The organism is uncultured Streptococcus sp. (assembly GCF_963516515.1).
Lineage (GTDB): Bacteria > Bacillota > Bacilli > Lactobacillales > Streptococcaceae > Streptococcus.
This window is the reverse complement of sequence record NZ_CAUQCJ010000052.1, coordinates 1-9757: the sequence shown is the minus strand read 5'-3', so window position 1 is coordinate 9757 and position 9757 is coordinate 1. Positions and strand designations below refer to the sequence as shown.

The window sequence follows — 9757 nt, the reverse complement described above, 5'->3', positions numbered from 1 at the left end:
TTTCGGAACATCATCTGGTGGCTCTGAAGAATTAGCTGGTGGTTATGGAAAAGCCATTCAATACACAGAAGCCGATTCTTCGCAAATTCAAACATTTGCGACCAAAGCGAATCTTTTTGACAAAGATTTGAAGGCTATCGGAACTCATACCAGTAAGCAAACAAAACAAGGTAAGTCTAACGGGACTAATAAACCAGGTTTCTTTTTTCAAATGCAAGATATTGGTAGGGGTATGGGTTTTTGGCGACAATCTGGCTCTCGTTGGTGGTTTATGCAACTTGATGGGTCTTACCCTTACAATCAGTGGGCACAATTAGATAATATCTGGTATCACTTCGATAGTTCAGGATGGATGCAGACAGGTTGGTTGAAAGACGGTGGGAATTGGTACTACCTAGACGGCTCAGGCGCTATGAAGACTGGCTGGCTCAAAGATAACGGTAGCTGGTATTATCTTGATAGCTCAGGTGCTATGAAAACAGGCTGGATGAAGGTAACTGGCAAATGGTACTATGCCTATAGTTCTGGTGCCCTAGCAATCAATACGACTACACCAGACGGCTATCGTGTCAATTACAATGGTGAGTGGGTCTAGGATAAGATTATAAAAAATAGATAAAAAGAAAAGGAATACAAAAATTATGAAAAAAATCGTTTTAACTACTACAGCAGTTTTATCACTTGTAGCAACAGGAGCTACGATTTCAAGTGTCAATGCCGCAAGTGTTCCAATGGTCAAAGTATGGTCTCCCGCAGCTAATGCTTATGTTGAAGAACCTGCTCCTGGCTATCGTGATACAGATTTAGTCGCAACAGATGTGACGCTTGTAGAGAAAAGAGAAGCAAAAGGTAAAGAAAAATTAACAGATGCTTTATCTTCTTTCAAAACCAATTTTGTAACGGTTGATTGGGTAGATAATGCTTATAGACAAGAATTTTCTAAGCAATTTGCAAGTTTTGAATCCAATTATCTCGCTAGATTCAACGGTAAAACAATTGTCTTTAAAGCAACAGACTATGGTATCTATACCATGAAGTTTGAATTAAATGGTACTCTCTATAAGTTAACTGCTGATGTCAGAGAAAATCTGGGGAAAGGGGGACCTTTTTACACTTATGTAACCAAACTAGAAGTCTTATCAACTAATCAAGCAAATACTATCTCGAATACAAGTACTGAAAAACAAATAGACGCAACAATTACAAAAGTTGAAATTGATTATTTTGGACTTAGCTTCGAAGGCAGACTTTCAGAGCCACTACAACACGGAGGAGATAATGCAGCTAGAGGAAATATTACTCTAATTGATAAAGCTAGTGGAAAAGTTGTGTATCAAAGTCATAATGCTGTCGTTTTTAGTGGTTTAAGCAAAGAGGTCAGTGACCAATTCCTTCTGCCTTTAATTTATAGCAACCAATTTAAAGGTGATATTTTTGTTTCAAAACAGTTCCCTGATAGAACATATATCTTGGAGATGTCTGGAGAGGCTGGCTCTCCACACGATCACTCAGTTGATAACAGAAAACGTGTCTTTAAAGTTAGAAAAGAGGTAACTATCGGAAATCCTTCAACAAATTCAAATACTAACACCTCAACTCAATCAGGTTCGAATTCTAATATCTCAGGTAGTTGGATTCAATCAAACGGACGTTGGTGGTATAAACACGCCGACGGTTCCTATACAACTAATGACTGGGAAAAAATCAATGGTGTTTGGTATCGTTTTGATAACTCTGGTTGGATGCAAACTGGCTGGGTAAAAGACGGTAGCTGGTACTATCTTGACGGTTCAGGTGCTATGAAGACTGGTTGGCTAAAAGATAACGGTAACTGGTACTATCTTCAAGACTCAGGTGCAATGAAAACTGGCTGGATGAAAGTATCTGGTAAATGGTACTATGCCTATAGCTCTGGTGCCCTAGCAATCAATACAACCACACCAGACGGCTACCGTGTCAATTACAACGGTGAGTGGGTTTAATACACAATAGGAATAGATTAAGGAGACAATTATATGAACAAAGTTATAAAAATTGAAGATGAAACAGTTTATGTTGGAAAAGGTGATAATGGCCAATTTACTGCAATTTCAAGAAAAAGTTTTGGTTTTGAACCACAAGTAGGTGATTACGTAGAATTTTATCAAAATGGTGATGAGTATATTGTTTCAAAAATAGATAACACATCTCCAGCTAGCTCTAGTCAACATTCAAATGGAGTGAGTGATAAATCTAAACTGGCCGCAGCATTATTTGCCCTATTTTTAGGAGCGTTTGGTGCCTACGATTTTTACATTGGAAATACTAAACAAGGATACAAGCGTATCGTTCTAACTCTGCTAGTTATCATTCCTATTTTAATGCCATTTGTTTTACTGGCAAATGCTATTTGGAATATTATGATTACTATTCAAGTTTTAACATCTAAAACTGGTAGCAAATGGCACCAAGATGCTCAAGGTTTAGAATTGCAAGATTAAACATATGAAAAAATTATTTCTATTCAGTATCAGTATTCTAGCTATCTCTATTTTAACGGCTTGCCAACATCATAGTAAAAACACTTCTGCAACAAGTTCTCAAGCAATTGCTTCAAGTACTAGTTCAACTTCTTCTACATCGGAAGAGAAGAAACCTGATTACACCCTATATAATCCTGTCCTTAAAGAATATGCCAAAGTATTAGATGGTTCATCAGCTTCACCTAAAGAGCTCAATTCAAAAGCAAACTTAAAAAGTACTTATCCTAACGAATATTCTGGATTACAGTATAGCTTGTATGATTTAGACCAAGACGGTACGGACGAACTTTTGATTGCTCTAAAAACGTATTCTAACTATTACGACTTATTAGATATTCGAACTCTTAAAAATGGTGAAGTTATTCGACTGACCAATGCAGAAAACAATCTGGACTTTATTGGAGAGCGAGTACATTTTAATCCTTTAGAAAAGGGTTATTTTCAATTATCTACCCGAGTATCTATTAATCAAATCCAACTTAAACTATATAAGTTCAATCAGGATGGAACACAATTAGACTTAGTTATCGAATCAGATACAGAAGAGGGACTGGGCACAAAACCACCTTCCCTTGACATAAGATCTTTCTCTTGGAAATCTGTCACAAGTCTCATAAGTGAAGAATCTTCCTTTCCGTCAGAAAGTAAAGGGATGGATATTTCTGCAATTCAAAATGGAGATTTTTCTAGTGTCGCAGGAACTTGGAAAAATCGTACAGGTATTGAATTCACCTTTGACAAAAATGGTTTAGTAAGTGATAAGTCCAAAATTTCAATTGAACATGCTAAAGAAATTGACCACTATCTTAAGGCAAATTCTGTTTCTAAAGATGGAGGTGCTGGTGCAGCTATTGCCTTTTTACCAGCAGGAATCCCTATAACCATGTCTGTCACCTCTTCTACAGATAATGGCTATACCGACTCATCTGATATCACACAAGACCGCTTATGGTTTGGACACCAACTTATCAATGGTAGTACTGAGGGATTTTTCTATAAAGTAAAATAATTAAACTAACCACAGAATCGAATATTTTCGGTTCCCTTTGACAAGGAGGAAATCATGGATTTTACAGAATATTTGTATAAAAATATCGGAGAACGTGTTAGACTAGACAGACAAAGAAAAAATTTGAATTTGTCAAATTATTCTAGTCACATCTCTCGATGTGCTTTTGATAAAAGTGTTAAAGAAACAGGAGATACACAAAATAATCCTATAACTGGCATCACACAAAAGAATATTAGCAAAATAGAAAAAGGAGAGCAGGAGAATTTTAGGAGTTTCTTATCGGATAATCAAATTAAAGCATTGACTGCTACTCTCGAATGTAATCAAGATGAATTACTTTTAGGAAATAAAGAACAGAAACAAGAAATCGTAAAAATTTTACTCTTAGGATGTCTGCTAAATAATATAGATGTTCAGATTAACTCCGTTTCATCTGAAAAATGGCGAGATTTATATCACAAATCTCAATCTCTCGATATCAAACCTAATAAAGAAACTGAACGCTTAGGGAATATAATATTAAAATTTCTACTAACCTATCCTGCTTTCCAAAAGCACTTCATAAATTCCGTCTTTTATTATTCTGATAACTATCCTGATAAGTATATTTCTTATAAATCAAAAGATGAACAATACAGTGATTCTTCTAACCATAAATTAAAAACTAAATATGCTAATGACTTGGAAAAAGTCAGTTCCCAACTTCAAACGTGGTACACTACTGATTTAGGGAATACTACTTCTGTTCTACTTCGTAAACCTGAAAATATCATCTATATATTCGAAGCATTCGAACATACTATATATAAAATAATTGATTTAATTTTTGATAAATTTTTAGAAACATTTAACAATAGCTTGAATACCAGAGGTAAAAATAATACTCCTAGAAAAATGATATACTATTTAGACTCCGATGTTCTTTTAAACATTTTATTGGGAGATGATATATACTATCTTTTAGTAAATGAGCTGAAAAAAGAACAAATCGATAAAACTAATAGTCTCTTTCATATTCAATTTTTACAGTTACTCCAGTATCAAAATTTATTCTTGGAAAAAATACATAATAAATATGAGGATACTAGTGAGAACTATGATGCATTTAAACTCTATTCTGACTTAACTAAAATTATCAAATTTTATGAAAAAACAAAAGATAAACATCTAACTCTCTACATAAATGATTTTATAGATAACCAAGACTATTAGTCAAAATTACAGGCCTTGCTACTAAAATAGTGAGGCTTTTTTGTGTCATACCATATATGTTTTCTTCTAATGTATACAAATTTATCTCTAAATTTCATTCTAGTGTATACAAAGTCGTTGGTAAATCAAAATATAATAGATAATGTGAGGGAGAAAAAGGTACCTAGTTCACTCCACAAAAATTTTTTACTAGAAGTCAGCAAATCCTAGGTATGCTGATTATGGAGGATTAGCACATGAGTGCTTTTAAATACAAAAATCCAGTTTATGGATATAACGTAGCCCTTTTCCATGAAATATTTGGAGAAAACCCTATCTTTAGTTCATTGTCCGCTGAAGAAGAAATTAAGTGGGTCTATAAAGATGATAAGCGGACTGACGAAGTAGATGGATATAGCCGATACTTCATTATTCCTGGTCAGAATCCTTTTCTTGTCAAATTCCCAACTTCTCAAGAAATTGAACAATTTGCAGAAGTTGAGTTAGTCAATCCTGTTGCTTGCAAAGTGAAAAACAATGTTTATTTTAAAGCCGAATCGGTAAAAATTATCAAAGAAGGAGGTAAGTAATCAATGGTATTTCCGTTTATTCAACCAGAAAATAAACGGGAGTTTGTAGTGGATACTGAATATCTAGTCCAGTGTTTGGAGATAGGGTTGGGGAACAGCTCTATCTCTTCAACTACAAATTCCTTCCAAGTCATCTATGGTGACAATTATCTAGACTTTGTACCTCGTTTTCCTTGTGCGTACATTTTGGATAACAATCTATACCAACAGATTTTTCAAATTTTATCTACAAGTGCTTACCCTATGTTGACATTTCTTAAACAGCCATCAGCCTATATTGTCAAACGTGATGGTGTAAGTATTAACACTAGTCGTGCTTTTCGGTTTCCATTCTTTAGGGGAATACCTGAAAGATTGACGTATCAAAAGCTATCTGATGTCAGCGTTCAAAACGAAAGTTTTGAACTCATGAAAAATTATCGAATTGATTTCAATCGCATCGTTCATTGCTTGATTGCTGGTTCTTCTGGTTCTGGAAAGAGCTACGCTTTGACCTATCTAATCTCTGTTATTAATCAATTTGCTCATGTAACAGTCGTGGACCCCAAGTGCGATTCTATCTCTCGCTACTGCTTAAAACAGAACATACCTGTTCTTTATCAAGAGAAAGACTTCTCATCTGATGAATTTGTTTCCAAGGTAAACAGCTTGCTAAAAGTGGAACTAGATACTATCTATGAAAGACAATCGGAGCTTCTTGAAAATCCTTCTAAAAAATTTCAACATCGTTGTCTGGTGATTGATGAATTGCTTGCTTTAACATCTTTGACTTCTAAAAATGTCAAAGATACCTTTTTTGCACTATTATCCAATATTGCACTACTTGGACGAGCAACATCTGTCCACCTAATCCTAGTGAGCCAGCGGATGGATACAAACGCTTTACCTATTGCCGTTAGAGAGCAGTGTAATTTCTTGATACAACTTGGTTTAATCAACAGAAAAACGACAACGTTTTTATTCCCAGACTTAGATTCAGAGACAGGAATTGTCATTCCTAACGGAAAAGGAACTGGTATTGTTCAAGTCATTGATGGTATAACACCACCTAATGTCATGCCATTGCTCGTACCAACTTTTAAAGGAGAAAATTTATGAAAAATTTTTATAAAAAAATAATAAGACAAACCACTGTAATTACCGATAAACTCTACTACTTACTGCCTTTAGAATTATTTTTAGGCTTTCTATGGGGGTTATTTCTAGCAGGTATATGGTTTATTAACCAAGTTAGTACTATTATCTCTTGGAACGCTTGGGGACAAATTCGGAATAATTTTCAAATAGGGCAATCTTTGCTATTTCAAACAATCACTATCGTCATGATTATCTATCTTTTAGCTCATACCATTCTTTGTATCGTATGGATAAAAGAAGATAAGTTTCTGAACTTTATCCGTACAATAAATCTATTAAGGATAATTCGAAAACAGATGAAAACGAAAGCCAGTGAAAGCGATAGTGAGGTTGTAAAAGAGTACAAATCTATTGTTAAATCTATCAGATGTATCATAACTAGTGACTATATCCTTGTTATAATACTACAGGCAAAAAATTCAGATGTTGATACAATTTTACAAAAAAAATTACCTTTTTTGTACGACTATCTGATAAGAGTCTATCGTAAAATATATATATTCTCTCCCACAGATAGTACTTCACTTAATCATATAATACAAGGGACGAGAAAGCATAATTGATTTGTATACCAGCGGAGCTTGCCGTAAGGCAAGAGCTCCGAGCTGGTTTTATGTTCCAATTTAGTCAGGACAGAACTATACTACTTCTGGGCTTGTTATTGAAGTAGTATAATGTTGTTCCATTGTTCCAAAACGAAAGGAGTTTTAAATGGTAAAAGCACGCAATGTTATGTTTGTTCAACAGATTGAGTATTTCCAATCTTCAAATTTACAAGATATCATCGAGTATATGACGAACATTCTAAAACCGCTTCGTTTTGCGGGAATATTGCATGATAAGGATATTGGGCAAGATGGAAACCTTGTCGCACCACATATACACCTTGTTTTACAGTTTGAAAGTGCTAGAAGTTTAAATAATCTTGCTAAGTTGACTAAACAACCAATACAGTGTTTTGAGCAGTGGAGGGGTTCAGTTAACAATGCTTATTCATATCTCGTTCATCACACGGAGTCTAATCAAGATAAATACCAATATTCTCCCAAAGAAGTTATTGCGAATTTTGACTATTTACTCCTATTAGACACTATCGAAAGAAATGTAACCAAACGATATGAAATAAATGACACTATGATTATAGATAATCTACTGGATCTACTTTATACTGGTAATATCACAAAATCAGAAATTGAACAACGACTTACTGGTTCACAATATGCCAAAGCAAGGCAAAAAATAGAAACCGTCTATTTAAAACGACTAGAAACACAAGCCGAACTATGGCGACAAGAAATGATTGACAAGAATGAAATTGTTACGATTATTTGGCTTTTTGGAAAAGCGGGAACAGGGAAGACTCGTCTAGCACGTCAATACGCAGAACAGTATGACCTTAACTATTTTATTACGGGCTCAATCCGTGACCCTTTTCAACAATACAATTTAGAACACGTGATTATCTTAGACGAATTACGCCCCCATCAATTTGACTACTCAGACTTACTCAAAATGTTTGATCCTTACAATGTTAAAGCGATGGCAAGTAGTCGTTATTTTGATAAGCCGTTACTAGCTAATATTTATATCATCACTAGCCCCTACTCTCCCTATGATTTCTTTTTAGAATTAACTAATCAAAGAAAAACAAGTCATATCGATTCTTGGGGCCAACTAATGAGAAGATTATCCTTAGTAGTCGAAGTCAAAAAAGAGCATCTGCAATTTTACAAGTACAAACCAATGGACCAGATGTTTTATATAGACCATGGCAATAAATTACCAAACCCCTTTAAAAATCAGACTGATAGAGAAGAAACTATTCAAGACAAATCGTACCAATTATTTTTAGAATTGAATAAGAAAAAGGAAAGGAATGAATAAATGCAAGAAATTCAAACAGTTACCTACATAGATATCGCAAATCAAGGATATCCAGAAGGCACAGCTAGACGTGTTATACGAGAGGGTAAAAAATTACTTGTCGAAAGAGGTTTTCAACTTTATAAAAACAAAAGGATTGGAAGAATACCAAAGACTATTGCCGAAGAAATTCTTGGATTCAAAATCATCTCAAAAAATGATATAATAGATACTGTACTCTTCGCTACTGACATAGAAAGAGGAAAATAATATGTCAGTTATCAAAGGATACAAGGGAAAATGGAAAGTAGATATTACCGATGGCATAGACCCATTGACTGGTGAAATCAAACGGCATAGAAAGTCAGGATTTACCACTCGTAAAGAAGCTGTTCAATATGAAGCAGATTATCGATTAAACAAACTTCACCAAGTTCATATTAAAGATAAAATATCTGTTTCTCACCTTTACTCTTTAGTTCAACAAGAAGATGAACTCCGTGGGAATAAACGTGGTACCATTGATACACAGATATCCTATTATAACCAATATGTCTCTAAGTTTTTTGAGCATGCAGATATGTCTGCCATTACTATCCATGAAGTAAAAAAATTTAGAGATTGGTTGGTCAAACAACCAAGTGTCAAAGGGGGAACACTATCAAGCACGACCGTTAATCAGCTAATGATTTTTCTACATAAAATGTTTGATATTGCTGTCGCTAATCGTCTTAGACAAGATAATCCATGCAATGGACTAAGAAAACTACCTGATAAACACAAGGAGATGTCTTATTTCACTCCTGAAGAATTCAAGCTATTTGATTCTCTGTTCACAGAAGATGAATATATGTTTCAGCTATTTTATCGAGTGCTGATGTTTACAGGCGTTCGTGTTGGCGAAGCATTGGCCTTAACTTGGAAACAGATTAATTTATCAGAGGGTTATATCGATATTAAGTATTCTGCTTACTTTCGTAATAACAAGGTCCATATCGGAACGGTAAAAACTACTCAATCCAATCGTCGAATTTATATTCATAAAGCATTCGTTCAAGAACTAACGGAATGGAAAGAAAAACAAGCTCACCTATTAGTAGAGTTTACGGACAATACAGAAGACTTACAAATCTTTCAAGACAGTCCTTTACAACTAACTGCTCCAATGGTTTCTAATCAAAAGATTAAATTGAAAAAAAGAATGCCTGCATCATTAAAAATGATTCGTAATCACGATTTCCGACACTCACATGCAGCGTTTCTAGTTTCAAAAGGACTCAGAAATGGCGAAGGAAAAGATTATATATTTTTTACACTTATGAAACGACTGGGACACAGTAGTATTAATACAACAATCAACATCTACTCTCACCTATTCCCAACTCAACAAAAAGAAGTCGCCAATGCTTTTGACAACTTTTAGGGCAAAAAATGGCAAAAAA

Annotated in this window: 10 protein-coding genes and 1 pseudogene; all 11 read left to right on the top strand. The window is 34.5% G+C overall.

Going from position 1 to position 9757, the window contains the following annotated elements:
• Nucleotides 1–595, top strand: a pseudogene (locus RYL77_RS08440) (choline-binding protein C); the annotation flags it as partial.
• Between the two features lie 46 nt (nt 596–641).
• Complete coding sequence (locus tag RYL77_RS08435; RefSeq protein WP_315010953.1) at nt 642–1982, top strand: N-acetylmuramoyl-L-alanine amidase family protein; 1341 nt, start codon at nt 642–644, stop codon at nt 1980–1982.
• Between the two features lie 33 nt (nt 1983–2015).
• Nucleotides 2016–2480, top strand: a complete 465-nt coding sequence (locus RYL77_RS08430) for an NINE protein (protein ID WP_315010952.1) — start codon at nt 2016–2018, stop codon at nt 2478–2480.
• A 4-nt stretch (nt 2481–2484) separates the two neighbouring features.
• Entirely contained in the window at nt 2485–3531 is a 1047-nt protein-coding gene (locus RYL77_RS08425) for a DUF6287 domain-containing protein (RefSeq protein ID WP_315010951.1), read from the top strand.
• A 54-nt stretch (nt 3532–3585) separates the two neighbouring features.
• Entirely contained in the window at nt 3586–4746 is a 1161-nt protein-coding gene (locus tag RYL77_RS08420) for a hypothetical protein (protein ID WP_315010950.1), read from the top strand.
• A gap of 236 nt (nt 4747–4982) precedes the next feature.
• Nucleotides 4983–5315, top strand: coding sequence for a hypothetical protein (locus RYL77_RS08415; RefSeq protein WP_265493509.1), 333 nt, complete (start codon nt 4983–4985; stop codon nt 5313–5315).
• A gap of 3 nt (nt 5316–5318) precedes the next feature.
• Nucleotides 5319–6413: a cell division protein FtsK gene (locus RYL77_RS08410; protein ID WP_315010949.1), complete on the top strand. Its 1095-nt coding sequence runs from the start codon at nt 5319–5321 to the stop codon at nt 6411–6413.
• Nucleotides 6410–7015 carry a hypothetical protein gene (locus RYL77_RS08405; RefSeq protein WP_315010948.1) on the top strand — a complete coding sequence of 202 codons (606 nt, stop codon included), beginning with the start codon at nt 6410–6412 and terminating at the stop codon, nt 7013–7015. Before RYL77_RS08410 ends, RYL77_RS08405 begins: the two co-directional genes overlap by 4 nt.
• Before the next feature lie 148 nt (nt 7016–7163).
• A complete protein-coding gene (locus RYL77_RS08400; RefSeq protein WP_218757046.1) occupies nt 7164–8336 on the top strand; it encodes a Rep family protein in 1173 nt (390 codons plus the stop codon).
• The gene (locus RYL77_RS08395) at nt 8337–8585 is read left to right on the top strand and encodes a DUF3173 family protein (protein ID WP_001156231.1); all 249 of its coding nucleotides are present in this window, start codon (nt 8337–8339) and stop codon (nt 8583–8585) included.
• A gap of 1 nt (nt 8586) precedes the next feature.
• Nucleotides 8587–9738, top strand: a complete 1152-nt coding sequence (locus RYL77_RS08390; RefSeq protein WP_315010947.1) for a site-specific integrase — start codon at nt 8587–8589, stop codon at nt 9736–9738.
• The last annotated feature ends 19 nt before the right edge of the window (nt 9739–9757 follow it).